The organism is Gordonia sp. p3-SID1431 (genome assembly GCF_025143765.1).
Taxonomy (GTDB): domain Bacteria; phylum Actinomycetota; class Actinomycetes; order Mycobacteriales; family Mycobacteriaceae; genus Gordonia; species Gordonia hongkongensis.
The window spans coordinates 1-25,123 of record NZ_JAMBDT010000076.1 but is presented as its reverse complement, the minus strand read 5'-3'; the positions used below and the strand labels follow the sequence as shown (position 1 = coordinate 25,123).

The following is a 25,123-nucleotide window of genomic DNA, read 5'->3' as shown; positions in this document are numbered from 1 at the left end:
ACCGCCAACCTAAGAACATCCCGCACAGGGTGGGGACTTTCACCTGGCCACCAGCGGGGACATCAAACTGGCCGTTGACACTGCTAAGAGCTGATTGCTTCGCGACCTCGTCGTGCACCGCATATCGTTGTCCCGGTGACACTCATAATGGGCGCTGTCGCAGTTGGGCATGTCTTCCACGCGAGCGACAGACTGATCACCGTGCCTAAGTTCAGCAAGCGCGGTGGCAGTAGAGCCTGGGACATCGCAAGCAACAAGACCGTAATCGTGATCGGATCAGACTGTTGGCTAGTCCTCGGGTACACGGGGCTGGCGTACCTCGATGGCAAACCAACAGATCAGCTAATCGCGGAAGCGATAACTGGCGTGCCGGACCTGAGCTCAGGCGGCATGGTGGGATGGCACCTTCCACCCGCACAGCGGCACTATCGTGCGATCACCGATCGCGTCGAAGCATCGATGGCCGCAGCGTATACGCGTTTGCAAAGCGCCGAGCAAGACTTTCCAACGACCGTCCTCGGGGTCGGAATTCAACGAGCCCGTCCACGATTTCGTCAAGTGATGTTCGAGAGCGTCATTTCGAAGCACGGTGTGACACACAAGGAAATGATTCACCGCCATCAACCTAGGTTCGGGTCCCACGTAAACACGGTCGGTTCGGATAACTCAGCCATACATGCCTCATGTCGCGAGGCGCTGAGAAACTTCGGCGCCGAATCGCCCGAAGTGTTCCGGGACATCTTGATGGACACAGTTCAGGCTACGGGGTCACTTTCGGATGTCGTCGGCGAAGATGTCATGTCGGTGATGCTGGAGCCGATGGCGCGAAGAGTGTCTGTCGAGTTCCGGCAGGCGCCGTCGGGCTCATCCGTGCCACTCCCCTCGGGGAAGGGAGTGCCGACAGACTGGACAGATCACCCATGTGTCTACACGCCATTTCTGGTCGCTCCCGGGATGATATTTCGTCCCGCGGTCGCGTCTGTGGGAGGGTGGACTCTGCTGAATGATGAGGGCGACCCGCTGGCGTATGCAGTGGGCGGGCCAGGACTTACTCCGACCCCGGGCCGCGCTTACTATGGGTCCCACTCACGCATGAGGAAGCCGAGGTAGGTAGTCGCAGGTAGCTACACGGCAGTGACCTGCCCACAACGCCGGGAGATGCCACGGAGAACAACGCAGCCGCTACTTCGCGATGAACTCCGTGAGGTTACCTGTCCAGGTCGCTGATCCAAGACCAATTCCCACAGTGAGCGTCGCGGGATTGAGCTGTGCTGCGTCGACGTTGAACGTGTAACTGACGACCTTGCTCTGGCCTGGGACAATCACCCCGTTGATCTCGGGCAGGGTGTCCACCTCGGCTTCGGTGCCGTCGGGCCCGTACGACAGAGTGGGCGTGAGGATATTGTAATCCTCGATCGCCTCGGTGCCGGCCTTGTACCGCAACGCGATGATCGTCTGGGAACCCTGGGATTCGGCCGAATCGATCGTGACCTCTTTTCCATCCTGGCCCACTAACGTTTCGCCGAACGGCTTGATGATGGGTCCGTCGTTAGCGGTGGTCTCCGTCGGCGCCGAGGCCGTTTCGGACGTGGATGTCAGTGTTGCGTCAGCACCGTCTGTTGGGCGGTCGAACTCATCCGCCCCGCCACATGCGGTGATTCCACTAGCGAGCAGAACAGTGAGTAGCGCCGCGGCTGGTAGTCGTTTCATGCGCGGAGTCTATCGACGTTGGCGCGCCCACGCGGCGCCCTTGCCTGGGGAACCGTGCTGACCTCTGCTGCATCCAGACTGCGGGTTCTCGACGTCCTCCTATCGGTCATCACCTGCGTTTCTGCCGGGTGCTGCTGGTGCACACATCGCTAGAATGATGAAATACATTGCGCGGAAACAAAATTGAGCGCTGTGGTGACTTTGCAAGTTCAGAGCGGGTGAGACTCAGGAACATCACAAATCCGACGCACAGCGACCCGGCCACTGCGGAAACAATGAGAAGCCGCTCTCGGAGCCCATGACGAGGCACCCGCTCTGAACGTGAAGAATCACGTCGGGCCGCCCTCCATGAGCGGTGAGCGGGCCGGTTTCATCCGTTCGGGGTGTTCTAGCCGAGGCTGCCGAACAGTGGCGGTGAGGACTGAACCGTTACAGGAGTCGGCTCGGCAGTAGCGTCACTGCTGATGGCGTACTTCGTTCCCCACGCGCGACCGCCCGTTGTAGGAAAGCATGCCCAGTCGACGTTGTAGGCGCCGTCGGGCACACGCTGAAACCGCACCGCAGTGTCACCGGTGGAGACGGGGAAGGGGTCAGCTCGTCCCCCTTCCTCCAGTGCGTTGCCCATCCCCTTCGAGAACACAAAGGAGGGATCTCCTTCCGGGTTCCAATCCGGACTGGTGCCGAAGATGCCGCACTCGATCGGAGCCCCCGAGTTGTTGTGCAAGGTCACGGTCACGGTCGATCCCACAGAACCTGTCGAGATGTAGACATCGGTCGGTGCAGCCGAGGCGGCCCCCGGGGCGGCGAGCGCCGCCAGAGCCGCTGCGGCAAGGGAACTGAGAAACAGTCGGGTTCGCATACTGGCCATCTTCGCATCGCGGCGGAACTGTCTATCTGTCGGCCGTGTGGAGCTGCGTCATCGATAGATTCGTGTTGCCTCACGCAACAACACGCCGTGAACTTCCATGAAAACCCGTCAATCTCCGACACGACCCAAGTACATTTATCGCAGATCAGAGCTTGTTTCCGAAGATGTCAGCAGGGGTTCGATTCCCATAGCTCCACCGACAACCCGTTCCGGCGCTCGCCGGGGCGGGTTTTCTCGTACTCCATCCACTCGCTAACGGCCGCATCACCGCGGGCGTCGTTGTAGATTTCGCGCATGACCGCCGCGATGCTGACGTTCGCCGGAACGCTGCTCGTCGCGATGATCGGCGCGGTCATCGCGCGGCTCGACGCCAACGACCGGCACTAGAAGCTGTCGCAGAAGGTCGACATCCTGGCGAAGCTGCCGCACGACTCGGCGGCACATGCGCGGATGAGCGGAATCATCCTCGACGCCATCGACGAACTCGCGGAGTACGAACACCGGCGGCGGAGCGCGGTCTTCCAGCGTCGGGCACTCACCATGGCGTTGCTGGCCTGGCTCGTGGTGGTCGGCCTGCGCATCGCGGCCGAGCAATTCGACGTCGGACACTACGAGCAGATCATGCACTACGTCGCGGTCACGCTTCTCGTGCTGGGATTCGTGCTCGTCTTCGCCTCGGTGGTGGCCACCATCCGCGACATCCGGCACCGTGACGACGAGGAAGCCGCGTCCAACTGACGACGTTCCGCTCCCGGAAGCCGAGGTCTGTCGCGCTGGGATCTGCCATTTCACAGTGGGTCCTGTGAAACACACATCGTGCCCTGAGACGGTTTGTTAGTTTCCGTCCATGAGATCGCCGAGGATCGTGTGGGGCCTGGTCGTCGCCGTGATCGGGGTGCTGGTCGTGACCGTGGCACCGGCGCGCGCCGACCCGCTGCCCGTCACCTACAACTTCCTGGCCGGGATACCGAACGAGCTCGCGAACCCCGGGGATTCGCTTCCGGGGTCGAACGACTGGAACTGCAAGCCTTCGGCGCGTCATCCCAACCCGGTCATCCTCGTGCACGGGACCGGCGGATCGCAGCAGACCAACTGGGGCACCTACGTCCCCCTGCTGAAGAACGAGGGTTACTGCGTGTTCGCGTTGACCTACGGCGCGGTGAAGGGAACCCCGTGGCCGATCAGCGCGATCGGCGGCATGGGTGAGATGTCCGCCAGCGCAGCCCAGTTCGGTGCATTCGTGGACAAGGTCCGCCGGACGACCGGCGCGTCCAAGGTCGACATCGTGGGCCACTCCCAGGGGACGGTGGTGCCCGCGTACTACGCGAAGTACCTCGGCGGACGGGACGCCATCGACAACTATGTGTCGCTGGCGCCGGCGTGGCGGGGCTCCGGGGTCGGCGGGAACGACGTGATCATGCCGATCGTCCGGTCTCTCGGGTTGCGGCCCGAGCAGGTGCCGTTCTGTCAGGCCTGCGCCCAGCTCGATCCCGGCGCGGCGGTGCTGCGCAAGATCGCCGCCGGGGGCTACTACCTGCCGTCGATCCGGTACACCAATATCGCCACCCGCTACGACGAGCTCGTGGTGCCGTACACGCTGGGATTGCCACCGGGCGGATCGAACGTGCGCAACATCGTTGTGCAGGACGGGTGTTCGGTCGACTACACCGAGCATGCCGGGATCGCCGGGTCGCGTCGCGCGGCGTTCTTCGTGCTCAACGCGCTCGACCCGGCGAATCCACGACCGGTTCCGTGCGATCGCGCCGCACCCATCACCGGGAGCCCGTTCTGAACGTGAGCAGGCGACGTCTAGGTGGTGGCCGTCGGCGGGTGCGGGCCGGCGTCGTGGCCATGTCGTGCGCCGCGATGCTGCTCGCGATCTGCGGTCTCGGCGGTGTCGGAACCGCGTCGGCGTCCGTTCCGCCGCTCGGCCCCGCCTTCGAGTTCGGCGTCGCCCAGTCCGGTTTCCAGTCCGAGGGATACAACCGTGACTCCAACTGGGTCCGTTACGGAAACCAGGGCCGGGTCGCCCACCGTGTCGGCAACGCCGTCGACTTCCACCATCGCTACGCCGAGGACATCGCCCGCGCAAAAGGTCTGGGCGTCGGCATCTATCGGACTTCGGTCGAGTGGTCGCGGGTGGAACCGTCACGCGGCCGGGATGATCCGGCCGGCTGGGCGTTCTACGATCGGGTGATCCGCGCGGTCGTCGACGCCGGGATGCGACCCATGATCACCCTCAACCACTGGGTGCACCCGGGCTGGGCGGTCGACCTCGGCGGTTGGAACCGTCCGCAGATGTCCGCAGACCTCGTGCGTTTCGCCGAGCGGGTGGTCGACCGGTACTCCTGGGCCGACCCGCTGTGGATCACCTTCAACGAACCCACCGAATACGTTCGGCGCGAACTGATGTACGGGGGAGTGGCACCGCAGAACGTGGGTCTCATGGCCGACGGGATCGTCGCCGCGCACCGGGCGGTCCACCGATACATCCACCGCGTGCAGCCGGGCGCCCAGGTGTCGTCGAACATGGCGTACTACCCGATCGCCGGCCTGCAGACATGGCTGGAATCGGTCTTCCCGCAGCGAATGCGCGACACGCTCGACTTCGTGGGCGTCGACCACTACTACTCGTTCTCGGTCACCGACGCCTCCGTCGCCAACGGTGCCTCCGGTGAGTTCTGGAAGAGCTCGCAGGCACCGGAGAGCATCTACTACGTGCTACGTCATGTCGCGCAACAGTTCCCGGGTAAGCAGATCCGGGTGATCGAGAACGGACTGGCCACCGACCCGCAGGGCCGGCGGCCCGACGGTTACCGCCGGGCCGATCACCTTCGCGACACCGTCTACTGGTTGCAGCGCGCCCGACAGGACGGCATCGACGTGGCGTCCTACAACTACTGGAGTCTCACCGACAACTACGAATGGGGCGACTTCGATTCGCGCTTCGGTCTGTACACCGTCGATGCGGAGCGTGACCCGACTCTGACCCGTCACCCGACCGATGCAGTCGCCGCCTACCGTGAGATCACTCGCGACAACGGCGTTCGCCCGGGGTACCGCCCGACGCGGATGCCGGTGACGTGTTCACTCGTGGCGGTGCCGGACAGTTGCGCGAATCCGGCTGTCGTGCGGTGACTTTCTCGCCGACACTCACGCGACGCCGAGGGCCCGCAGGCCGGCGGCGGTGGCCGCGGCGAGGATGACCACGACCGCGAGGGGCGCCCTCAACAGCGCCGCGATCACCCCGACCGTCACGCCGGCGGGCCGCGCCCAGCCGGCGAAGTCGTGGTCGATGAAGAAAGCGCCGGTCAGCGCGACGGCGACGAGCAGGACCACGGTCGCCCGATCCAACAGCTTCTCGACCGCGTCCGAGACCGAGATGCGTTTTCGCAGAACGGGTCCGGCGGCGCGCATCGCATAGGTGCCGAGCGCGAGAACCGTGATGCCGACGGCGAGGGAGATGCCGGTGCTCATCGACAGCCCGGAGCGCTGTTGTGCTGGAGCGCCTCTCGCGACGATGCGGTCTCGTTCACGGTGTCCGTCCTCGTGCCGGGTAGGGCCGGTGCGCTCGGTGGGGTCCGCCGAAGCCGGCGGAGTGACTCCACGGCGGCGAAGCCCACAAGCGCTCCCATGATGGGCAACCCGGCCGGTAGGAACGGCGTCGAGGCCACGGCCACCGCCGCGCCGATCGTCACGGCTGCCCAGGTGGCGCCGTCGCGCAGGGCCGGGATGGCCAGCGCGGCGAGCAGAGCGGGGAAGGCGGCGTCGAGCCCGAGGCTCGCGGGATCGGCGACCACACCGCCGAGCGTGGCACCCAGTGCTGCGCCGACGGGCCACGAGACCAGAACGCCGAGTCCGCACAACAGGAAGGCGGCCCGTGCCCGACGCGGGTCGGATTCGGCGGTCGCCAGCGCGGCCGTCTCGTCGTTGATGAGGTGGGCGCCGAGGACGATCTCGGGGGTGCCGCGCAGGTGCTTCCCGACGGCGAGGCCGTACCCGAAGTTGCGGGTGTTGACCAACAAACCCGCCAGTGCGGCGAGGATCGGCGCGCCGCCGGCGGCCAGGATGCCGACGAAGACGAACTCCGACGATCCGGCGAGGACGACCGTGGCGATCACAACGATCTGCCAGAGGGCGAGACCCGCGCCGTGCGCGGCCACCCCGTACGACGTCCCGATGACCAGAACCGACAGGGACATCACCACGACGGCGCGCAAAGTCGCCGTGTCGAGTGTTCTCCAAGCCGAACGCATGACTATCATAGTGAACAAGAGAAGTGTGTTCGTCAAGATGGACGATCGGACGGTTTGATGAACGAGGCTCGGTCGGTGAACCCCAAAGAGCTGGTCGCCGCGTCGTTGAAGAGGGAACGCACACGAGCGGGTCTGTCGCTGACCGAGCTCGCGCGTCGTGCCGGGATCGGGAAGTCGACGTTGTCCCAGCTCGAATCGGGGGAGGGGAACCCCAGTGTCGAGACGCTGTGGGCGCTCTCCACGGCGCTCGGTGTGCAGTTCTCGGCGTTGCTGGACTCGCCCACGCCAACCGTCGAGGTCATCCGGTTCGGTGAGGGGCCCGTGATCCCCGCCGCGGACGCCGACTACTCGGCAACCCTGTTGTCCACCGCGTCGCCGGGGTCGCGGCGCGACATGTATGTCATCCGCGCCGAACCGGGCAAGCCGAGGGTGTCGGCACCACATGCGCGCGGGATCATCGAACACGTCGTGATCAGTTGCGGCCGAGCGCGTCTCGGACCCACCGAGGCCACCGAGGTGCTGTCGGCCGGTGACTACATCTCGTATCCCGGCGATGTCGAGCACGTCTTCGACGCGCTCGAGCCCGGCACTGTTGCCGTGATGCTCAGTGAGGCGTTCTGAGGTTGCGGGACACAACCTTTCAAGTTCGTGCAGGCCCGGGAAGCGCCGCTGAAACCGCCCTCGGGCGGCGCAGCGTCGACCGCGTGCCGTCGGAAGCACCGTCCTGGGCGGTCTTCGGTCGGATTTTCGACGACCCTGCCGGTGTGGGCGAAACGCGACGTGCATCACAGCGATTCGCGGTATCGATCACCGACGCGTACTGTTGCCAGAAGTGATGCGCCCGTACAGGCCGCGTCTAGCGTCGTAGAACGCCTCTCTCGCAGGTCCGGGCATCCGACACCGGTCGGCCACCTGCCATTGACTTCATACGGCGAACGAGCTCGCGCACCCGCGTGTTCGCCACCGGCACCGCCCCTGCACGTCAGTCGTGCTGTGCGCGTGCCAAGCACAGGAAGAAACCTGCACACCACATGACTGCTGTCCTCGAAAACCCGGCCACCTCCACCGATGCTGCTGCGTCGGCGCCTGGTGTGTCGTTCGAATCCCTCGGTGTCCCAGCCGAACTCGTCAAGGTTCTCGCCTCTCAGGGCAAGACCGACGCCTTCCCGATCCAGAAGGACACCCTCCCCGACACCCTTGACGGCAAGGACGTCCTGGGCCGCGGCAAGACCGGCTCGGGCAAGACCCTCGCCTTCTCCATCCCGCTCGTCGCCGGCCTGGCCGAGATGCAGGTCAAGCGCTACGTGGGGGCACCCACGGGGCTGATCCTGGCGCCGACCCGCGAACTCGCGACCCAGATCGCCGCGGTCGTCGAGCCGCTCGCCGCCTCCGTGGGACTCACCGTCACCACCGTGTTCGGCGGCGTCAAGCAGACCCGCCAGGAGCAGGCGTTCCGGCGCGGTGTCGACATCGTCGTCGCGTGTCCCGGACGTCTCGAGGACCTGATGCGTCAGGGCATCGTCCGGCTCGACGAGGTCGAGATCACCGTGATCGACGAGGCCGACCACATGGCCGACCTCGGCTTCCTGCCGGTCGTGACCAAGATCCTCGCCGCGACCCCCGCCGACGGTCAGCGGATGCTGTTCTCGGCGACGCTGGACAACGGCGTCGACAAGCTCGCCAAGCGGTTCCTCGACAACCCGGTGCTCCACTCGGTGGATTCGGCGGAGTCGCCGGTGGCCGCGATGACCCACCACGTCTTCGAGGTCTCCTCGGCAGACAAGCAGGATCTCGTCGCCGAGCTCGCCTCCGGCACCGGTCGACGCATACTGTTCATGCGCACCAAGCACCAGGCCAAGAAGCTCGCCAAGAAGCTGACCGAGGCCGGGATCCCGGCCGTCGACCTGCACGGCAATCTCAGCCAGGCGCAGCGCGACCGCAACCTGGCCGCATTCGGCGAGGGTGACGTCCGCGTCCTCGTCGCCACGGACGTCGCCGCCCGTGGCGTGCACGTCGACGGCATCGAACTCGTCGTGCATGTCGATCCGCCGGCCGAGCACAAGGCGTACCTGCACCGCTCGGGCCGCACCGCCCGTGCCGGGTCGGCCGGCGACGTCGTGACCGTCTGCCTGCACGAGCAGCGTCGTGAGGTCGCACAGCTACTGCGCAAGGCCAAGATCAAGGTGACACCCATCGCTGTCGACGCATCGTCGGCAGCCGTCGACGAACTCGTCGGCGAGCGCGCCCCCCGCGTGTCCGCGGCGGCACGCGCAGCCGCCGAGGCCGCTCGTGGTGGCGGTGCACAGGGCGGCCGGTCCCAAGGAGGTCGTTCCCAGGGCGGCCGTGCGCAGGGGAGTCGACGCGGCGGTCGTGGTCGAGGCCAGGGCGGCAACGGCGGCGCTCGTGGCGAGAGCCGGAGCGCCGGAACCGGCGGCGGCCGGAACGCCACCGGCGGTGACTCGCGCGGCACTCGCGGCGAGGGCCGCGGCCGTCCGGCTCGGAGCGACTCGCGCGCGGGCGGTTCGCGCTCGTCGGACGCGCGCACCGGAGGCCAGGGACGCGGCGCCGGGCAGTCGCGTGGCGGCGACCAGCAGCGGGCGGGCGCCCGCGGGCAGGGACGCCGGGCGAGCCGTCCGGCGGGTTCGCCGACCGGTCGCTGACCGGGCCTCACCCGCGAAAGACAACTGAAGAACGATGTCGAGCCTCGAGGGGCCGGTGACCACGGTTGCCGCCCTTCGAGGCTCGTCGCTTTCGCTCCTCGCACCTCAGGGGGCAGGGGCGCTCGACGTTATTGCGCGCCCGGAGTATCTGAGGCCTGGCGGCGCCGTTGTGGACTACGAAAGAACACCCGTGAGCGTCCAGATTCATGCTCCCTGAGGTGCGAGCGAAGCGAGCCACGAAGGGCGAGGTGCAACGCTCGCCAGCCCTTCGTGGCTCGTCGGTATCGCTCCTCACACCTCAGGGAGCAAGGGTTATGTGCTTCTTTCGGAACAGGGAGCGGGGTTGGTCGCGCGCTCTGCAGCGGGGCGATCAGGCAGGCAGGAACCGCTGGGCGAGTCGCGGCGCGAGCCACGGCCGGGCACCCCAGGCGATGCCCTTCCCGGTGAGGCCGACCCACCCCGGGGACAGGCGACCGTAACCGGCGAGGAGAGCGGTCGCGGGGTCCACGCTGATGTGGACATCGGGCCGGCGTGGCTCCGGCGGATCGATGTGCAGCTCGCCGTCGGTGAACTGGTAGACGTGCCGTTCGCCGCACCCGCGGAGCCGGATGTCGTAGGTTCCGGAGTGCCCGGCGGCGTGCACCGGATCGACCCAACTGGGCAGGATGTGTTGGCGTGCCCGGATGATCATCAGCACCACGTCCGGTTCGACCCACCAGCGGGCCCCGACAGCGCGTGCGATGTCGCGGGCGTGCACCACGAACTCGCCGATCAGCAGGCCGAGAGCGGCGTCGGCCCGGATGACGCGGTCGCCGTCGAAGTGCATCTTCGGGACCTGCGCGTGGAAATGCGACACCTCGTCGACGAGTTCGCGGAGGTCGTCGGTCAATCGTCGGCAGAGCACTGTCACGTCGCGCGTCGGCAAGTTGGCGATCTGTTTGGCATTGAAGTCGGGTACGTCGACCGCCGAACAGCACCACTCACCTTCGCCGCGCGCGAGTTCGAGAAAGCGCGACGGCGCCATCGCGACATGGCCGACACAATCGGTCAACGTCCAGGCGGGGGTGTCGGGGAGCCGGGTGTCGGGGTCGCCGACACCGAGCACGAGATCGGTGAACCGATCCGCAGTCGTGAGCGCGGCGTCGATGTAGTCAAACCTCGAGAACATCCCCGTCGCGCGTGGTTCCTCCCCCCACATGGGGCACGAGATTACCCCGGCCCGTTGCGACGTGCGACACATTCCGTGCCAACACGTCGAACCTGTGGACAGATGTGCAAGGTGCGCAACATTATTCACAAACGCGCACGATGATTCTCAGTCACGTGACACCGCCGGGGCGGCTTCGCCGAGCCGTACGCAGACGACGCCGAGCACGATGAGCAGGCCGCCGGCGAGTTGGATCGGTGCCGGCAGTTCGTCGAGCACGAGCCAGGCGAAGACCACCGCGAACAGCACCTCGGACAACGCCACGAAGGACATCACCCGGGCCCCGAGCAGCCGGCCGCCTGCGATGCCGAAGCCGTAGGCCATGGCGGCCGAGACCACTCCCAGCAGCACGAGCGGGATCCACCAGGCCACCTCGAGCGCACCGACCTCGACCGGGTCCGTGGTCATGGTCATCGGCAGGATCCCGGTCAGCCCCGCGACGACGAGGGCCAGTGCGCCGATGAGCAGGCCACCCGCGGCCAGGCTCAGGGGCGGCCAGCCCGTGCGGTCGTCGGCGGAGATCACGAAGTAGGCGGCGGCCCCGACCATCGCGGCGAGCGCCCACAGCACCCCGATCGCGCTGATCGGGACGTCGCCGGTGAGGTCGAGGACGAGCGCGAGTCCCCCGATCGCGAGTGCCGCGCCGAGCACGGTGACGCGACCCGGACGCTGACCGTGGCGCAGCCACATCCACACCAGCACGGCGACCGGGGCGGTGTATTCGATGAGCAGCGCGACGCCGACCTGCAGGTAGGTCACGGCATAGAAGTAGGCCAGCTGACAGCCGGCCACCGCGAGGAGTCCGTAGGCGACGAGCACCGTCCAGGACCGTCGGCCCGGCTGCTCGGGCAGCGGCTGCCGACGGTCGCGAAAGGCGAGGAAGCCGGGAATGGCCAGGACCAGACCGCCTAGTGCGATGCGGACGGTGACGGTCGCACCGGCCGTCCATCCCGCCTCGATCATGGCCCGGGCGAGCACCCCCGAGATGCCGAAACAGGCCGACGAGATCAGCGCGAGTGTGAGACCCAGCGCGGGTCGCGAGAGCGGCGCAGTGCGGTCCGCGGTCCTCACGGATTCTTGGCGGCGACGATGGCCGAGCGAACGGCCTCCCGGCATTCCGTGCCCGCCGGCTCACCCGTTCCGAGGTAGAAGCTGCCTGGGCGCCCTTCATGACCGGCGAAGCCGGTCACCGAGAATCCGTCGGATTCCGGGACATACGGGGTCGACGACATCGACGCGGCGGCGAGCGGACACGACAGCGCCGACACCCCACGTTCGGCCCCGGACACCACGACGATCAGGTGGGTCGGATGCAGCACGATGAGCGTCTGGTGCTCGGAATCGGGGTCGACGGGGTTGCTGCGTCGTCCGAAGAGCTTGCCGAAGAACGTGGTCGACGGTGGGTTGATGCTCCGGGTGATCCACGCCGGCAGGTCGTCGGTGACGGTGAGCTGTGTCGAGTCGGCATGGTCGCGCAGCGTGGCGGCGACGTCGGCGGGTAGATCGGACAGATCGGCGCGCACGGTGGTGCGCTGGTACGCGGGGAGCCCCATGGCTGAAATCTAGCGCAGCAGTCCGTCAATCGAGGCCGGCGACGGACGACGCGACGCCGAGGCGTCGGCCGAGCAACCGACGGCGACGCGGTGCCGAGGCCTCGGTCGCGTTCGACTCGAGGTCGTCGAGCAATGAGGCGACGGTCTGCGCCGAGTCGGTCTTGTTGGTGCCGATGAAGCCCGACGGACCGCGCTTGATCCAACCGGTCACATACATCCCGGGTACGGGCTCGGTCCCGTCGAGCACGCGGCCGTCGAGGTGCGGGATGATCCCGGCCGCGTCGTCGAACGGGAGACCCGGGACCGCGACACCGCGGTAACCGACCGAGGTGAGGACGAGCCCGGTTTCGAGCCCCACCGTCTCGCCGGTGGGTTCGATGCCGACCGCGGCTCCGGAGTCGTCGACGACCGGACGGTTGCGGCCGGCGGTCAACGTGCGCGCGCGGCCGTCCGCACCGGCGGTCACCTCCATCGGAGAGGCGAAGAACGCCAATCGGATTCGACGGCCCTCGGGTTCGGGGCGGGCGGCGCACTCGGCCAGGAGATCGAGCTTGGCACGAGTCGTGGTGTCCAGGTCGGCGGGTGCGGGCAGCGCTTCGAGGTCGGCGGCGTCGACGGTGACCGGGACCCCCGAATCGACCAGTCCGATGAGTTCGGGCAGGGTGAAGGCCGCGTGCGCGGGTCCGCGGCGGCCCATCACCACCACCTCGCGGACCGATGAGGACCGCAGCTTCGCCAGTGCCGGACCGGAGATGTCGGTGGCGGCGAGGGTGCCCGGGTCGGCGACGAGGATGCGTGCGACGTCGAGGGCGACGTTGCCGTTGCCCACGACCACGACGCGCTCGGTGTCGAGATCGACGTCGAGGTCGGCGAAGTCGGGATGGCCGTTGTACCAACCCACGAAGGATGTCGCGCTGGACACTCCGGGGAGATCGAATCCCGGCAGCGCGAGTTGCCGGTCGGTGGGTGCCCCGCCCGCCCAGATCACGCCCTGGTGACGGGCGCGCAGGTCGGCCAGGGTGAGGTCCCGCCCGACCTCGGTGTTCAGCAGGATCTCCAGTCGGGGGTTGCGCGCGATGTCGTCGAACAGCTCCATCACCTTGCGGGTGTGCAGGTGATCGGGCGCGACGCCGAACCGTGCCAGCCCGAACGGCCGGTCGAGACGTTCGTACATGGTGACCGAGACCTGTGGCTGCCGCAGCAGCTCGTCGGCCGCGTACATCGCCGACGGGCCCGAACCCACGATGCCGATCGAGATCGAGGTGTCGACGGCCAGCTGCCGCGGACGATCGATGGGCGCGAGGGGTAGCCGACGGGCCGGGTCGACGGGGAAGCGCGCGGCTCCGTCGGCCGGATCGTGGTACTGGGTCGCGTTGACCTCGACGAACCGTTCCTGCCCAGCCGGCAGGCGATGTCCCGGGACGATGGCGCCGACCGGGCACGCACTGACACATGCGCCGCAGTCGACGCAGGTCGCGGGATCGATGTACAGCATCTCGGCGATGCCGAAATCGGGCTCTTCAGGCGTGGGGTGGATGCAGTTGACGGGACATGCGTACACGCACGACGCGTCGCCGCAGCACGCCTGGGTGACGACGTGGGGCATGGTCTCGGGTTCTACCTGCGTTCGGGGTTCGGGTTCAGGCCGCGGTGTAGGTGGGCTCGCTGCGGAACCGTGACGGGCGGCCGCTGATGCCGAGCGCGCGCCACAGCAGGCGCGAGACCGGGTTCATCAGTCCGCTCTGCTCGCCGAGCATGCGGACGTCACCGAAGACGTTGCGCAGGAACCGCTTCGACTCCGGCGACCGCCAGAAGATGTCCTTCATGACCGCGTCGGGCACGTCGAACCGCTTGGCGAAGCTCCGCGGGGGCACCACGATGGCGCCGCAGAGGATGCGCATGGTCAGCGGGAGCATCAGCGACAACAGGAAACGCTGGACGCGTCCGCGCTGCGGCACCTGCTCGCGGATCAGGTGGTGGGCGAAGGAGATGTGGCGTGCTTCCTCGGCGACGTGCAGCTGCATCACCGCGGCCATCGTCGGGTGCAGGCTCGCGCGGGTGCGCAGGAAGTCCTTCTGGATGTGGTCGATCGGCTCCTCGCCGCCGAGCACACCGAAGAAGAAGACGGTGGGGAAGACCGTCGAGACCAGCGGAACGAGAGGAGAGATGAGGCGATAGCCCAGCTTGGCCCCGGGAACGTCCATGCCGGTTCGGTTGACGAACTCCTGGAACATCAGGGTGTGGTTGCACTCCTCCTTGGATTCGTGCGTGGTGTAGCGGAATTCGCGGGCACCGTTGGGGAGTTTGAAGCTGTACTGCATCAGGCCGCGGATCAGGACCGACTCGAACTGCAGGCCGACCTTGGCGACATTGGCCTGGCGCCACATGCCGATCTCGATCTGCTTCTCCTGCGGCAACTGCTGGTACCACGGGTGGCGGCCGATCGGGTCGACCTCGTAGGACAGAATCCACCGCGGATCGTTCTCGACGATCGCCATGTCCGGCGCGTCCCAGTCGATGTCGACGTACGGGTCGAAGTTGCGATGGACCGATGCCGCGGACAGGTCGTCGAGGACCTGGTCGTAATCGTGGTCGCTGCCGGACTTGTCGTGCTGCGGCACGTAGCGGGCGGGGGCCTCGTGCTCCCGGTCGGTCGGGGTCAGTGCTTTCGTCATCGTCGCATCCCTTCGGGGTGGGCGGCTCGGCCGGTGAAACAGACCACAGCGGATGACTCGAACGTATTTCGACGGGCCGCTATTTGTCAACACTCGATGTCACGTTCGATACCGGCACAATGCACCGGTGCGTTCACCGGCAAGCCTGCCCGACTCCGCGCAGTTCAGGGGCTGACCTGGTGCGACGGGTGTAATTCGTTCGGGTTATATAACCCCGTCGCGAGCATCGCCGCGGGTTAGAGTTACCGCACCATCCGTGCCCGCGTCTGCTCACCTGGAGGAGCGATGTCCCGTCGTGTTCCGCACGCGTCCCGGCATTCTCGGGGCGCGACGCATGCCGCCCGCGTCGGTCGACGCGGCCTGCCGGCGGTACCACGCACCCGGGTCCGGTCGTGACCCAGCCGCCGCACGGTCCGACGCGTGTCGTCCCCGACCCCGGCGGGCCCCTGCCGGGCGCACCGGGTCCGCGGCCACCGGGGCCCGCCCCGCGTCGCCCGGGACCCCCACCGCCCGTTCCGCCTCGTCCCGGACCGATGCCCGGCCAGGCGCCCCCCGCGCCGCGGCCGGGCCCTGGGCCTGTTCCGGCGCCCGGACGAGGCGCTCCCGGGCCCGCGGGCGCCGTCGGCGATCTGACACCGGGGCTGGTCGACACCGACATCTGGACCGATGCGATGGTCGAGGCCGCGGGCATCCCGATCGTCGACGTCCCGTTCGTCACGGTCGGCTCGGGCATCGGGTCATTCGTGACCGTCGACTATCTGCGCATCTGCGGGGTGCCGCTCGACCGGATCGCGGTGCTCGGCCCCCAGGACGTGCCCTGGCACAGCTACGAGTACCTGACCCGGGTGTCGCAGATCCCGCGCACGGAGCGCCTGCGTTCGGATTCGGCGTCGACCCCGGACAACATCTGGGGTTTCCCGTCGTACGCGGTGCGGGAGGCCTGGGCGGACAAGAAGCTCAAGCCGCTGTGGAATGTGCTGGTGGAGCCCGTCTTCGCGAACTTCTACACGCCGAGGGCCGGGCAGGCGTTCGAGTCGATGCAGAAGGAATGCGAGCGGATCGGCTACCTGAAGTGCCTGCACCGTGGTCAGGTCCGGATGATCCGACGCCGCGCCGCCGGTGGCTACTTCACGATTCTCACACCGCCGCAGGGGACTTCGCCCACCAAGCGGGTGGCCTTCCGCAGCCAGTGGGTGCATGTCGCGATCGGATACCCGGGGATCAAGCTCCTGCCCGATCTCCAGGCGTTCCGCGAGACCTACCGCGACGCCAGCAAGGTCGTCAACGCCTACGAGTCGCACGAGCACATCTACCAGTCGCTGCAACGCAAACCCGGCACCGTGGTGATCCGCGGTGCGGGGATCGTCGCGTCGCGGGTCCTGCAGCGGCTCATCGACGATCGCGACGCGTACGGGCTCCAGACGCAGATCGTGCACCTCTTCCGCACGTACTACGACAAACCCCACGGCCCACACATCTTCATGCGGCGCAAGGGCAAAGACGGTTGGGCCTACCAGGGCTTCAACTATCCGAAGTCGGTCTGGGGCGGGCAGCTCAAGGCCCGCATGCGCAAGCTCGAGGGACACGAGCGCGCGGAGGCGTACAAGCAGATGGGCGGGACGAACACCCCTGTCCGCGACGACTGGCAGGAGCAGTTGGCCCGTGGGCGGCGCGAGGGCTGGTACCGCGTCGCCGTCGGCAGGGCGGAGAGTCTGCTGCCGGCTGCGGGCGGGCAGGGGGTGGTGACCACCGTGCGGGTCGACCCGCATGCACCGATCCAACAGGACCACCGGCCCGACGGCACCTTCGAGATCTACGCCGACTACGTGATCGACTGCACCGGACTCGAAGCCGACGTCCGCGAGCACCGCCTGCTGCGTGATCTGCTGGATCACACCGGCGCCGGCATCAACCCGGTCGGCCGCATGGACGTCGAACGCGACTTCGAGCTTAAGGGGACACGCAGCGGAAACGGCAAGCTGTACGCCTCGGGCAGCGCGACGCTCGGCGGTTACTTTCCCGGCGTCGACACCTTCCTCGGTCTGCAGATCGCCGCCCTCGAGATCGTCGACGACCTTGCCCGACAGGGGTTCTGTCGACGACTGACGCCCTGGCGATCGACCGCCCAGTGGTGGCGCTGGATGAACAACAAGGGAGTCGACTGACATGTTGCCCACCCTGTGGGGGCGAATCCAGACCCGCGTGCTGGTGCTCGGCATCCTCGGCGGCCTGTGGACCATCGTGCTCGTCCCGTTCCTGTGGCTCATCTCCTCGGGGGACCCGTCGATCCTCGACGTCTACCGGGCCGCCTTCACCGTGCTCGTCACCGTCATCGTCCTCGGGGTGCTCTGGGAATTCCTGTACCACTTCCTGCAGCAGTTCCGCTGGGAGAAGGACTGGCCGACCCTTTTCGGGCTCCTCACGGCGATCAACGAGGGCATCCTGGTGTGGATCGTGATCGACGGCACCGGACTGATCCCGGAGTCGCTGCAACCGTCGCCCGTCGTGTTCACCGTCCAGTTCGTCACCACCTGGTTGCTGGTGTGGGTGGCGGTCAACGGTCCACTACGCGCCGTCTTCCCCCACTGGCGGTTCCAGGGAGGACGATTCCTGTGACCGGTCCGGGCGACATCCCGAGCGTCACGCCGACGGTGACGCTGATCCCCGGGGCGGGGATCGTGATCCGCACCCCGGCGTTTCTGTGCCTGACGAACGACGCGGTGCCCGCGTCCTTCCTCACCGATCTGCTCGACATCGAATCTGCGGTGGTCGTGCCGGATTCGGCACCGCGGCGGGGCCGGCACCTGGTACGGGCGCTGGCTCAGCTGGTGGTCACCGCCGACGACCCGGTCGACATCGCCTTCGCGGCTCCCGACAATGCCGGCATCGCGATCTTCCTCTCGGGCCGGGTGTACGGGGAGACCGACGGCAAGCGGATCGAGCCGCCCGCGGGCGATTCCTATGACCGCGCCGTGCCGTGGCCGTTCGAGGGTCTCGGGCTCTACCTCGCCGGCACGAAGCCCGCGGAGGTCGGTGACGAGCGCTTCGACCTGGTCCAGGGCACAGTGCCCGCCGCAGGCGCACTGCTGCACACCCCACTGGGGTTGCGCGGCACCGAATTCCACTCCCTGGCCGACCGCCCGCCGCAGCCGCGGCCGGAATCGGCGGCGGCGCGGCCGGAACCGGCCGTCGAACCGTCCCGACCCGAGCCGGACGCGGGTCCACCGACCGAGGCCCTGGACGATCTCGACAAGCCGGCACCCGGGGCGCCGGAACCTCCGGCGCCCGAGCCCATCCGGAAACCGTCACCCTTCGACGATCTGCCGGTGGGGCCGGACCCGATGGGCACGACCGAGCGGATGGCGCCCGGCGCCGATGGTGGTACCGACCTGCCGGCACCCGATCCGCTGCCGTTCACCTCGACTCCGCTGGGCGGCCCGTTCGGGTCGGAACCGTTGTCCCCGAACGTCTCCCACTCAATCGAGCGGCCGCCGCGGGACGCCACCCCGCCGAGCGGCCGGCCCCGCGTCGAGCCGGCTCCCGCACCGAATCCGTTCGCCGAACCGCTCGAACCGCGCGCGCCGCTGCCCAAGGAGGAGCACCAGAAGCCCGCGACCGAGGTCGTCAAGATCGAGGCGTCGCGGGCCATGGTGCACGGCATCCGTTGTTCACGAGGCCATCTGAACCATCCGCAGTCGTGGCTGTGCGGGGTCTGCGGAATCCGGATGGACCAGTTGACGACGTTCCTCGTCGAGGGGGAGCGGCCCCCGCTGGGCTGGTTGCTGCTCGACAACGGGTTCACCTTCCTCCTCGACGAGGACCTGGTGATCGGCCGGGAACCGGGCTCGGCCGGCGGTGGACCGGCGGGTTCGCCCAAACCGATTCGCGTGCAGGACGAGACAGGTCAGCTCTCGCGCCGCCACGTGGAGATCCGGCTGGTGGAGTGGACGGTGCAGCTGGTCGACCTCGGGTCGGCGAACGGCACCTTCGTCGCCGATCCGAGCAGCGGCAACCGGGAGACCCGGCTGCTCCCGCATCGTGCCCACGTGCTGGTGCCGGGGTCGCATGTCCGGATCGGGGGGCGCCACTTCATCTTCGAGTCACACCACGCCCGTATCTGAGAACGGATCCGAGGTCATGGACAAACACACGGTCGCCTTCCTGCTGCTCGACGTCGCGATCGTCATCGCCGCCGCCCGGGTGGGTGGGATGATCGCGCGCGCCTGCCGTCAGCCGGCCGTGGTGGGCGAGATCGCCGCCGGGATCGCGTTGGGTCCCAGCCTGCTCGGGCTCCTGCCCGGCAATCCCGACCAGTGGCTCTTCCCCGACGACGTCCGGCCGCTGCTCGGTGCGCTGGCCCAGATCGGCCTCGTCCTCTTCATGTTCATCGTCGGCCTCGAACTGGACATGCGGCTGACCAAAGGGCGTGAACGCGCGGCGGCCAGCATCTCGGCATTCTCGATCGCGCTGCCGTTCGCCCTCGGCGCAGCCCTCGGCCTGCTGCTCTATCCCTCGCACGACATGGTCGGGGGAATGGAGATCGAGCGGCTGGGGATGGTGCTGTTCATGGGTGTCGCGATGTCCATCACCGCCTTCCCGGTACTGGCGCGGATCCTCACCGACCGCGGGATGATGAGAACGATTCCCGGGGTGTTCAGCCTGGCCGCGGCCGCCATCGACGACATCCTCGCCTGGACACTGCTGGCGTTCATCATCGCCATCATCCAGGGCGGCAGTCCGCTCGAGGTCGCCAAGATCGTCGGACTCACGCTCGTCTACGCCGCGGTGATGTTCGGTGTCGTCCGTCCACTGCTGGCGAAGCTGATCGCCTGGCGCGACAGCGCCGGCCGGCTCACGCCGGACATCCTGGCGGTCATCCTGATCGGACTCTTCCTGTCGGCGACGGCCACCGACGTCATCGGCATCCATCAGATCTTCGGCGCCTTCGTGTTCGGCGCGGTGATGCCGAAGGTGGGAGCCGAACAGCTGCACCGGGAGATTCTCGAACGGCTCGAGCAGGCGAGCGTGCTGCTCCTGCTGCCGATGTTCTTCGTCGTCACCGGCCTCAACGTCGACCTCACCCAGATCGGCGTCGCGGGCATGGGGCAGCTGCTGCTGGTCCTGCTCGTCGCGATCGCGGGCAAGTTCCTCGGCGCCTATGCGGGCGCGCGGGCGAGCGCCATCCCCACCAGACAGAGCGCGGCCATCGCGGTGCTCATGAACACGCGGGGACTCACCGAGCTGGTGATCCTGGCCGCGGGGCGCGAACTCGGTGTGCTGAGTGACGAACTGTTCGCGATGCTCGTGGTGATGGCGCTCGTGACCACGATCCTGACCGAACCCCTGCTGCGCGTGGTGTATCCGGACAAGGTGGTGGCCAATGACATCGCCGCCGCCGAACGTCGCGCCCTGGCCACCGCCACTGCCCCGCGGGTTCTGGTGCTGATGCGTGATCCCGTCGGGACGACCGCCGACCTGCGGGCGCGGCATCGGCGAATGCTGTACTGCACCACGGGATTCGACGTCGTCCTGGCCGGGTTGCTCACCGCCCCGGACCGGTCCGTGCGTCCGCTCGAGGTCGGGATTCCGGTCGTACCGGACTTCGCGGCGATCGCATCGGCCGTCGAGCGCCTCAACGAGCTGGGCTCGTCGCTGACCGGCGCGGGTGCGGTGTCGGTGCTGTGCCGGTTCAGCGCCGATCCCGCAGCCGACCTCGAGGCCATGTCGGAGAACGCCAATGCCGACCTCGTCCTCGTGGACAGTGACGACCGGCCCCTGGGGGAGTCGCTGCGATCGGCTCCGGTGGCCGTCGTCGACGAGACCGCCGACGAGACCGTGGCACCGAGTCGTAGCACCATCACCTGTATCGCCGCGGACGATCGCAGCGGACGGACCGCTGCGCTGATGGCCGCGGGTCTGGCGCTCTTCGGGTCGCGGTCGCTGACCGTCGTCGCATCCGGCTCTCGGCGTCGGTGGCTGGCCGACCTCAACGCTGTTGCCGAACAGGGGGTTTCGGTGTCGGTGCAGGATCCGCGCCGGCACCGCGACGACGCCGTGTCGTTCACTGTCGCCGGAGCGGACGAGGGCGATCCGGCCGTACCCGTTCCGGTCACCGTCGTCGACAACACCGAGACGAGCGAGGAATCGCTGGGCGACCGCGTCGCGATGCTCTACCCGTCTCCGGCCGCACCATCCGCACCCACGAGGGCGGCCGACGACCCGTCCAGTCCGAACATCGGTTCATCATCGGAGAGGCACTGACATGCCAGAAGTCGAGATCCCGCAGCAGCTGGCGGATTTCACGGTGCTCGAGAAGCTCGGCATGGGGGGCAACGGCACGTTCTATCTCGCCGTACCCCCCGCGCGACTGGGCCTGGCCACCGACCGCGTCGTGGTGAAGGTCTTCGGCGGCGTCTGCAGCGACGACGCCTACCGCCGCGGGGTACGCGAATTGCGGGCGTTCGCCGCCGTCGTGTCGCCCTACCTCGCCGGGCTCTACGACGCCGTGCTGCAGGGCCAGTTCATGTATGCGATGGAGTATTTCCCGCTCGGCTCGCTGGGTAGTCCGGCGCGCGAGCTCAGTCGAGACGAGAAGCTGGCGGCGATCGCGGACGCGGCGCGCGGCGTGGACGCCTTGCACGAAGCCGGTATCGCGCACGCCAACATCACGCCGTCGAGCATCATGGTCACCGAGACCGGCGGCAAGATCTCCGATCTCGGTCTGGCCCGGGTGCTGGCGGCCGACGAGCCCATCACGAGCTTCGCCCAGCCCGGCGCGGTGCAGTACATGGACCCCGCACTGTTGGCCGGCGATGTGCCGTCGCGGGCGACCGACATCTGGTCGCTCGGGGCGTGTCTGCACCGTGCCCTCACCGGCGACGGGGTGTACGGGGAGGTGCCGGACACCCAGCCGCTGCTGGCAATCCGGGCGGCGCTGTCGACGCCGCCGGCCCTCTCGGAGAACCTGGACCGCGACGAGCGCACCCTCATCGCCAACTGTCTCGCCCTCGCCGGCTCCCGTCCGTCGACCGCGATGGAGGTCGCCGACCGGATCGACGGGCTGCGCGGACGTTGACGACAGACGTCATCGGGCGGTTCGCGCCCCCTGCTCCCTGCGTCACGAAGGGTCGGCCTTCGTCCCGGTCACGGTCGTCAGCCGAGCGGCGCCGTGCGCCACCAGTCGTCGAGGATCTCGCGGCCGGTGTGTCCGGGCCACGTCGTCACCAGGGTGTACTGCGCATGCGGTGGCCCGGTGAAATTGGTGACGACCCAACCGTCGACGACGCTGTCCCGGCTCGCCGACGCCGGACCGTCGCGCCAGCTGATCTCATCCCCGGGGTAGCCCTTGAGGCCGGTGGTGACGGCAGCGCGTGATGGTGACGTCGGTGTGTGCCACACCACGAATCCGACGTTCGTGGCGTCGGTGCACGAGATCCCGTCGATGCCGTTGCGGACGACGGCCTCACAGTCGGCATCTCCCCATCCCGGCGCCTCGGGCGTATCCGGCAGGAGTTGCGGGAAGGCAGCGGCGATCGGGGCGACGCCCGCCGGCCACGGCGGCGGTGTGGTGCGCGCGCCGAGCAGCATCACCGTTCCGACGACGACCGCGACGATCGCCGTGGCGACGAAGAACGGCGCGATCAGCCGTCGTCGACGCATCGACGGGGAGGCCGTCGGCGGGGGCGCCAACGGTGGGGGTGTCGACGGCCGGTTCACCGGCCCGGCCCCCCGCGGACGGTCGGTGACGACCTCGGTCGGCCGATCCGGATGACCCGCGGGCTGGAACACGCGTGGGACGCCGGCGGCCGGCCCCGCTTCCACGACCTCCGTCGTGTCGGAATCAGTTGCGGCGAACTCATATTCGGAGTCAGGGTGGCTGGCGGGGATGACCTCGGTCGGCGGTTCGTCGTCGGAGTGGGTGAGGTGCAGGGCGAGCTCGGCCGCTCGGACGAATTCTGCGCAGGTGCGGTATCGGTGTTCTGAATCGGCGTCGAGCGCCCGTGCCAGCACGGCGTAGAACGCCGGCGACACTGCACCCGACACCCGGTGCCGAGCGACCGAGCTTGTGCCGGTCACATTCGGCCCGCTCGCTTCGCTCCCGGCGCCGGTGAGCATTTCGACGAGGGTACGTCCCAACGAGGCGACATCGGCTGCCGGGTGCGGCATCTCGTCGCCCGCTATCGGTGCGGTGAGGCCGAAACCGGTGAGCGTGACGGCGCCGGGCACCGACGCCCCGGCGACGGTCGGGTCTGCGGAGCCGTTGAGCAGGATGTCGGCGGGGGAGACGTTGCCGTGGACCAGGCGCCGGCGATGGGCCGCGTCGAGCGCCTCGCCGACGACGGTGACGACGCGCACCGCCAGATCGATGTCGATGCCGTCGGGGTGGCGCCGGATCAGCAGGGCGGCGTCGGAGGCGGGCACGGGAGCCACCGCCACCCAGGCGCGGCCGTCGGCGATGCCGTGTCCGGTGATGCGCGCGATCCCGGGATGCGCCATCGCGGAGGCCTTTTCGATCGCATCCCGGAACCAGTTGCCGAACGCGGGAGTGATCGAGGCGGCCCGGTCCACGACGGTGAGCAGCACGCGCTCGGCGGGCGCCCCCGGATAGGGGGCCGTCGCCAGGTAGTCGGCGCCGGCGACGCGTCTGCGCAGGAGGCGCTCGATGCGGTGACGCCCGACGAGAGCGCCCGGAGGAAGTGGTTCGTCGTGGGTCGGACCGACGGACACGGCGCCTCCCTCACCTCACGTGAAAGGACCGACTCTACCGGTCAGAGGGCGTCCACCGGGGCGAACAGGCGCCGGGCGACCCCGCCCGGGTCATTCGAAGAGGACCGGCGCGGAGTTGAACAGCATGACGATGAAGAAGAACAACAGGAACCACGCCGCCCCCTGCCACACCTGCCAGCGACCGTTGCGTTTCCAGACCCGGTACGTGCGGTACAGCATGGTGCTCGCGCCCAGGAGAACCACGACGGGAGAGGCGACGACCAACACGGTCTGAAGGGGATCCGACGACGCATGCGCGAAGAACAGCAGGCCGAGTCCGAGTGCGACGGTGATCCCGATGTGGATCATGATTGCGCGAAAGTCGTTGGTGCCGTTCTGCGGAAGGGGTGACGTCATGGTGTCTGCCAGGTTACACGGCGCCCGAATCGTGGAGAAAGCGACGGTGGTCGGGACCTCGTACTCATTGCCGCGGCAACGGCGCCGGGGCAGGATGGGGGCCGGGGCCGATACCGGGCCGCCCGGGGCGAGCCCGGGCCGACCCGCGGCCGAACCGAAGACCCCGCCAGGGGCCGTCGCGATCAGAGGAGATGAGCCACAACATGAATGCGATACTCGTCGGCGTGGACGGGTCGGACGCGGCCACGGGCGCGGTGCGCTGGGCGGCGCGGGCGGCCGCTGCCGAAGGTCTCGACCTCAAGGTCGTCGGTGCGTACGACGCCAGCACGAGTGACTACGCCCCCGGCCTGATCATCCCGCAGGACGTCGTCGACGCCATCCGCCAGGACGCCTCCGACGCGGTCCATGCGGCCGCCGACGCCGCGAAAGAAGCGGCACCCGGCGTGACGGTCGCCACCTCGATCGTCGACGGCGACGCCGCGCGCGTGCTGCTCGAACTGGGCAAGGACGCCGCGATGATCGTCGTCGGCACGCGCCGTCTCGGCAGCGTCAAGGGCCTCTTCCTGGGTTCGGTGAGCACCAGTGTCGCCGCTCACGCACACGGCCGGGTCACGGTCGTCGCCGCCGAGGGCAACCCCGACGGACCGGTGGTCGTGGGGGTCGACGGTTCACCGGTCAGCGATGCCGCGGTCGCCGAGGCGTTCCGGCAGGCCTCGCTGCGCAATGTGCCGCTCCGCGCGGTACACACGTGGACCCCGCTCGACGCGGACGCGCTCCACGGGTACGGCATCGGCGCCGACGAGGTGGCGCGGATGACCCAGGACGCGGTCGAGGTGCTCGCCGAGCGCCTCGCCGGATACGCGCAGGACTACCCGGACGTGACGATCGAACGGTCCGTCCTGCCCGAGGAGCCGGCGAAGGCGCTGCTCGACGAGGCGGGCGCGGACGCATCGCTGCTCGTAGTCGGCAGTCGCGGCCGGGGTGGCTTCCGCGGACTCCTGCTGGGCTCGACCAGCCAGAAGGTGATGCACCACGCCGACTGCCCGGTGATGGTCGTCCGCACCTGACCCC

Annotated in this window: 22 protein-coding genes; 11 read left to right on the top strand and 11 right to left on the bottom strand. The window is 68.3% G+C overall.

Annotated features, from left to right (window positions below):
- Positions 1–1,182: 1,182 nt before the first annotated feature.
- Both M4D77_RS17415 and M4D77_RS17410 read right to left on the bottom strand, forming a co-directional pair.
- Positions 1,183–1,710 carry a hypothetical protein gene (locus M4D77_RS17415; RefSeq protein WP_259936799.1) on the bottom strand — a complete coding sequence of 176 codons (528 nt, stop codon included), beginning with the start codon at positions 1,708–1,710 and terminating at the stop codon, positions 1,183–1,185.
- A gap of 388 nt (positions 1,711–2,098) precedes the next feature.
- Entirely contained in the window at positions 2,099–2,569 is a 471-nt protein-coding gene (locus M4D77_RS17410) for a hypothetical protein (protein ID WP_259936798.1), read from the bottom strand.
- A gap of 459 nt (positions 2,570–3,028) precedes the next feature.
- On the opposite strand from M4D77_RS17410, the gene M4D77_RS17405 reads away from it, so the two are divergent.
- The 3 genes from M4D77_RS17405 (at position 3,029) to M4D77_RS17395 (ending at position 5,716) form a co-directional block, all read left to right on the top strand.
- Positions 3,029–3,316, top strand: coding sequence for a hypothetical protein (locus M4D77_RS17405; protein ID WP_259936797.1), 288 nt, complete (start codon positions 3,029–3,031; stop codon positions 3,314–3,316).
- Between the two features lie 109 nt (positions 3,317–3,425).
- The gene (locus M4D77_RS17400) at positions 3,426–4,370 is read left to right on the top strand and encodes a triacylglycerol lipase (protein WP_065630193.1); all 945 of its coding nucleotides are present in this window, start codon (positions 3,426–3,428) and stop codon (positions 4,368–4,370) included.
- Positions 4,371–4,429: 59 nt separating this feature from the next.
- Positions 4,430–5,716 carry a family 1 glycosylhydrolase gene (locus M4D77_RS17395; protein ID WP_259936801.1) on the top strand — a complete coding sequence of 429 codons (1,287 nt, stop codon included), beginning with the start codon at positions 4,430–4,432 and terminating at the stop codon, positions 5,714–5,716.
- 15 nt (positions 5,717–5,731) lie between these two features.
- Here the strand turns inward: M4D77_RS17395 and M4D77_RS17390 are convergent, their stop codons facing one another.
- Together M4D77_RS17390 and M4D77_RS17385 are read right to left on the bottom strand one after the other, a co-directional pair.
- Entirely contained in the window at positions 5,732–6,055 is a 324-nt protein-coding gene (locus M4D77_RS17390) for an AzlD domain-containing protein (protein WP_259936796.1), read from the bottom strand.
- On the bottom strand, positions 6,052–6,834 hold the full coding sequence (locus M4D77_RS17385) for an AzlC family ABC transporter permease (RefSeq protein WP_159370364.1): 783 nt from the start codon (positions 6,832–6,834) through the stop codon (positions 6,052–6,054). The genes M4D77_RS17390 and M4D77_RS17385 overlap by 4 nt, the downstream gene beginning before the upstream one ends.
- Before the next feature lie 57 nt (positions 6,835–6,891).
- Here M4D77_RS17385 and M4D77_RS17380 point away from each other — a divergent pair, with 57 nt between their 5' ends.
- Both M4D77_RS17380 and M4D77_RS17375 read left to right on the top strand, forming a co-directional pair.
- A complete protein-coding gene (locus M4D77_RS17380; RefSeq protein ID WP_065630190.1) occupies positions 6,892–7,455 on the top strand; it encodes a helix-turn-helix domain-containing protein in 564 nt (187 codons plus the stop codon).
- 410 nt (positions 7,456–7,865) lie between these two features.
- Positions 7,866–9,494, top strand: a complete 1,629-nt coding sequence (locus M4D77_RS17375; protein ID WP_259936795.1) for a DEAD/DEAH box helicase — start codon at positions 7,866–7,868, stop codon at positions 9,492–9,494.
- Between the two features lie 370 nt (positions 9,495–9,864).
- Here M4D77_RS17375 and M4D77_RS17370 read toward each other — a convergent pair whose 3' ends face one another.
- The 5 genes from M4D77_RS17370 to M4D77_RS17350 all read right to left on the bottom strand — a co-directional run bounded on the left by M4D77_RS17370 (position 9,865) and on the right by M4D77_RS17350 (position 14,929).
- A complete protein-coding gene (locus tag M4D77_RS17370; RefSeq protein WP_259936794.1) occupies positions 9,865–10,692 on the bottom strand; it encodes a maleylpyruvate isomerase N-terminal domain-containing protein in 828 nt (275 codons plus the stop codon).
- A gap of 117 nt (positions 10,693–10,809) precedes the next feature.
- Positions 10,810–11,772: a DMT family transporter gene (locus tag M4D77_RS17365; RefSeq protein WP_139104562.1), complete on the bottom strand. Its 963-nt coding sequence runs from the start codon at positions 11,770–11,772 to the stop codon at positions 10,810–10,812.
- Positions 11,769–12,254: a hypothetical protein gene (locus tag M4D77_RS17360; protein ID WP_247451764.1), complete on the bottom strand. Its 486-nt coding sequence runs from the start codon at positions 12,252–12,254 to the stop codon at positions 11,769–11,771. Before M4D77_RS17360 ends, M4D77_RS17365 begins: the two co-directional genes overlap by 4 nt.
- A gap of 25 nt (positions 12,255–12,279) precedes the next feature.
- The gene (locus M4D77_RS17355) at positions 12,280–13,860 is read right to left on the bottom strand and encodes a 4Fe-4S binding protein (RefSeq protein WP_259936793.1); all 1,581 of its coding nucleotides are present in this window, start codon (positions 13,858–13,860) and stop codon (positions 12,280–12,282) included.
- A gap of 34 nt (positions 13,861–13,894) precedes the next feature.
- Positions 13,895–14,929 carry a diiron oxygenase gene (locus M4D77_RS17350; protein WP_078112166.1) on the bottom strand — a complete coding sequence of 345 codons (1,035 nt, stop codon included), beginning with the start codon at positions 14,927–14,929 and terminating at the stop codon, positions 13,895–13,897.
- A 533-nt stretch (positions 14,930–15,462) separates the two neighbouring features.
- Between M4D77_RS17350 and M4D77_RS17345 the strand changes: the two genes are divergently transcribed.
- The 5 genes from M4D77_RS17345 to M4D77_RS17325 are packed head-to-tail and all read left to right on the top strand — an operon-like array spanning position 15,463 to position 22,004.
- Positions 15,463–17,094 carry a hypothetical protein gene (locus M4D77_RS17345; RefSeq protein ID WP_388031836.1) on the top strand — a complete coding sequence of 544 codons (1,632 nt, stop codon included), beginning with the start codon at positions 15,463–15,465 and terminating at the stop codon, positions 17,092–17,094.
- Between the two features lies 1 nt (position 17,095).
- Entirely contained in the window at positions 17,096–17,545 is a 450-nt protein-coding gene (locus M4D77_RS17340; RefSeq protein ID WP_259936792.1) for a hypothetical protein, read from the top strand.
- The gene (locus M4D77_RS17335; RefSeq protein WP_259936791.1) at positions 17,542–19,050 is read left to right on the top strand and encodes an FHA domain-containing protein; all 1,509 of its coding nucleotides are present in this window, start codon (positions 17,542–17,544) and stop codon (positions 19,048–19,050) included. The genes M4D77_RS17340 and M4D77_RS17335 overlap by 4 nt, the downstream gene beginning before the upstream one ends.
- Before the next feature lie 16 nt (positions 19,051–19,066).
- A complete protein-coding gene (locus tag M4D77_RS17330) occupies positions 19,067–21,190 on the top strand; it encodes a cation:proton antiporter (protein WP_259936790.1) in 2,124 nt (707 codons plus the stop codon).
- Position 21,191: 1 nt separating this feature from the next.
- Entirely contained in the window at positions 21,192–22,004 is an 813-nt protein-coding gene (locus tag M4D77_RS17325) for a protein kinase domain-containing protein (RefSeq protein WP_259936789.1), read from the top strand.
- Between the two features lie 77 nt (positions 22,005–22,081).
- On the opposite strand, the gene M4D77_RS17320 is transcribed toward M4D77_RS17325, so the two are convergent.
- The gene (locus M4D77_RS17320; protein WP_058251466.1) at positions 22,082–23,656 is read right to left on the bottom strand and encodes a hypothetical protein; all 1,575 of its coding nucleotides are present in this window, start codon (positions 23,654–23,656) and stop codon (positions 22,082–22,084) included.
- Between the two features lie 90 nt (positions 23,657–23,746).
- Positions 23,747–24,052 (bottom strand): hypothetical protein, encoded by a 306-nt coding sequence (locus M4D77_RS17315; RefSeq protein ID WP_058251465.1) that lies wholly within the window; start codon positions 24,050–24,052, stop codon positions 23,747–23,749.
- A gap of 203 nt (positions 24,053–24,255) precedes the next feature.
- Between M4D77_RS17315 and M4D77_RS17310 the strand changes: the two genes are divergently transcribed.
- The gene (locus M4D77_RS17310) at positions 24,256–25,119 is read left to right on the top strand and encodes a universal stress protein (protein WP_058251664.1); all 864 of its coding nucleotides are present in this window, start codon (positions 24,256–24,258) and stop codon (positions 25,117–25,119) included.
- The last annotated feature ends 4 nt before the right edge of the window (positions 25,120–25,123 follow it).

Bases quoted from the DNA above. Each gene is read 5' to 3' on its own strand.
- M4D77_RS17390 (WP_259936796.1), bottom strand. From the start codon at position 6,055: ATGAGCACCGGCATCTCCCTCGCCGTCGGCATCACGGTTCTCGCGCTC.
- M4D77_RS17405 (WP_259936797.1), top strand. From the start codon at position 3,029: ATGAGCGGAATCATCCTCGACGCCATCGACGAACTCGCGGAGTACGAA.
- M4D77_RS17380 (WP_065630190.1), top strand. From the start codon at position 6,892: ATGAACGAGGCTCGGTCGGTGAACCCCAAAGAGCTGGTCGCCGCGTCG.
- M4D77_RS17355 (WP_259936793.1), bottom strand. From the start codon at position 13,860: ATGCCCCACGTCGTCACCCAGGCGTGCTGCGGCGACGCGTCGTGCGTG.
- M4D77_RS17360 (WP_247451764.1), bottom strand. From the start codon at position 12,254: ATGGGGCTCCCCGCGTACCAGCGCACCACCGTGCGCGCCGATCTGTCC.
- M4D77_RS17370 (WP_259936794.1), bottom strand. From the start codon at position 10,692: ATGTGGGGGGAGGAACCACGCGCGACGGGGATGTTCTCGAGGTTTGAC.
- M4D77_RS17410 (WP_259936798.1), bottom strand. From the start codon at position 2,569: ATGCGAACCCGACTGTTTCTCAGTTCCCTTGCCGCAGCGGCTCTGGCG.
- M4D77_RS17330 (WP_259936790.1), top strand. From the start codon at position 19,067: ATGGACAAACACACGGTCGCCTTCCTGCTGCTCGACGTCGCGATCGTC.
- M4D77_RS17315 (WP_058251465.1), bottom strand. From the start codon at position 24,052: ATGACGTCACCCCTTCCGCAGAACGGCACCAACGACTTTCGCGCAATC.
- M4D77_RS17400 (WP_065630193.1), top strand. From the start codon at position 3,426: ATGAGATCGCCGAGGATCGTGTGGGGCCTGGTCGTCGCCGTGATCGGG.
- M4D77_RS17345 (WP_388031836.1), top strand. From the start codon at position 15,463: ATGCCCGGCCAGGCGCCCCCCGCGCCGCGGCCGGGCCCTGGGCCTGTT.
- M4D77_RS17375 (WP_259936795.1), top strand. From the start codon at position 7,866: ATGACTGCTGTCCTCGAAAACCCGGCCACCTCCACCGATGCTGCTGCG.
- M4D77_RS17385 (WP_159370364.1), bottom strand. From the start codon at position 6,834: ATGCGTTCGGCTTGGAGAACACTCGACACGGCGACTTTGCGCGCCGTC.
- M4D77_RS17325 (WP_259936789.1), top strand. From the start codon at position 21,192: ATGCCAGAAGTCGAGATCCCGCAGCAGCTGGCGGATTTCACGGTGCTC.
- M4D77_RS17310 (WP_058251664.1), top strand. From the start codon at position 24,256: ATGAATGCGATACTCGTCGGCGTGGACGGGTCGGACGCGGCCACGGGC.
- M4D77_RS17415 (WP_259936799.1), bottom strand. From the start codon at position 1,710: ATGAAACGACTACCAGCCGCGGCGCTACTCACTGTTCTGCTCGCTAGT.
- M4D77_RS17395 (WP_259936801.1), top strand. From the start codon at position 4,430: ATGTCGTGCGCCGCGATGCTGCTCGCGATCTGCGGTCTCGGCGGTGTC.
- M4D77_RS17350 (WP_078112166.1), bottom strand. From the start codon at position 14,929: ATGACGAAAGCACTGACCCCGACCGACCGGGAGCACGAGGCCCCCGCC.
- M4D77_RS17340 (WP_259936792.1), top strand. From the start codon at position 17,096: ATGTTGCCCACCCTGTGGGGGCGAATCCAGACCCGCGTGCTGGTGCTC.